Here is a 1354-nt window from a genome sequence, read left to right on the forward strand (position 1 = left end):
TGACCATCCCCTCGTAGCGTGGAGCCCGTGATTGCAGGGGAAGTTGGGATTCATGGGGTCCAAGAAGAAGCCGCCGTACGACGCTGAGTTCCGTGAGGGCGCGGTGCGCATCGTGGTCGAGACCGGGAGGCCGGCCGGGGAGGTCGCCGAGGAGCTCGGCATCAACCCGGGCACGCTGCACAGCTGGGTGTCGCGGTGGCGGCGCAACGGGACGACGTCCTCGGACCGGCCCGTGCAACCGACAGCCGCCAGTGGCGGTGGCCATCGGGTGCGGGAGGCCGAGCGGGCCGAGCTGGAGCGGCTGCGCCGGGAGGTCGGGGAGAAGAACAAGCGGATCCGTGAGCTGGAGATGGAGCGTGATGTCTTCAAGCGATGCATGGCCCTCTGGGTGAAGTGACCGAGAACGCTCCGGGGGCGGTGGTCGCCTTCATCGGTAACCAGAGGGTCGAGCATGGTGTCCCGCACCGGGTGTCCTGCCGGGTGGTCGGGGTGAGCGAGGCATGGTTCTACAAATGGCGCCGCCGTCCCGACGAGCCGACGAAACGCGAGGTCAGGAGGGCGAGGCTGGAGGAGCGGATCGTCCACTTCTTCACGGAGTCCGGCGGCACCTACGGCTCGCCGAGGATCACCCTGGACCTGTGGGCGGAGAACTGGCAGGTGTCGGTGAACACGGTTGCGGAGATCATGGCCGAGCTCGGTCTGCAGGGCCGCAAGCCGCCCAGGCGGCGGTCGCTGACCCGGCAGGGCAAGCGGAAGGCCGCCCCTGACCTGGTGCATCGCCGTTTCGACGCGGTGGCCCCGGACGTGCTCTGGTACGGGGACATGACGGAGATCGAGACCGGTGAGGGCAAGATCTATCTGGCCACGGTCATCGATGCGTTCTCGCGCCGCTGCCTCGGCTACGCCATGGGCGAGCACCATGACGCGGCCCTGGTCGGAGCGTCGTTGAAGATGGCCACCGCGACGCGTGGCGGCCGAAGGGACGGGACGATCTTCCACAGCGACAGGGGAAGTGAGTACACGTCAGAGGCGTACAACACCCTGTGTGGCCGCCTGGGTGTGGTGCAGTCCATGGGGCGGGTGGGGTCGGCGCTGGACAACGCGGCCGCGGAGTCCTTCAACTCGCTGCTCAAGGTCGAGTACATCCATCGGCACCGGTTCGCCGCCCGCACCGAGGCCCGCCTGAAGATCGCCACCTGGATCACCGGGTTCTACAACCCGCGACGCAGGCACAGCGCGGCCGGCGGCCTGCCGCCGGAAGAGTTCGAACGGACCGTCACCGCAGCACGCAAGAAGAGCGACCAGAGGTGCCAGGCCGCATAGGAGAGGTCTCTACGAAACCAGGGGATTGACA

The 1354-nt window shown here is 67.9% G+C and carries 2 protein-coding genes; both read left to right on the forward strand.

The window, feature by feature from the left end:
• The first annotated feature begins 52 nt into the window (after positions 1–52).
• A complete protein-coding gene (locus tag LJ657_RS47995; RefSeq protein WP_232656081.1) occupies positions 53–397 on the forward strand; it encodes a transposase in 345 nt (114 codons plus the stop codon).
• Complete coding sequence (locus LJ657_RS48000; RefSeq protein ID WP_232656082.1) at positions 394–1323, forward strand: IS3 family transposase; 930 nt, start codon at positions 394–396, stop codon at positions 1321–1323. Before LJ657_RS47995 ends, LJ657_RS48000 begins: the two co-directional genes overlap by 4 nt.
• Positions 1324–1354: the final 31 nt, after the last annotated feature.

Source organism: Streptomyces guryensis, assembly GCF_021261325.1.
GTDB lineage: Bacteria > Actinomycetota > Actinomycetes > Streptomycetales > Streptomycetaceae > Streptomyces > Streptomyces guryensis.

Coding starts and splice junctions, on each gene's coding strand:
- LJ657_RS47995 (WP_232656081.1), top strand. CDS start 53: ATGGGGTCCAAGAAGAAGCCGCCGTACGACGCTGAGTTCCGTGAGGGC.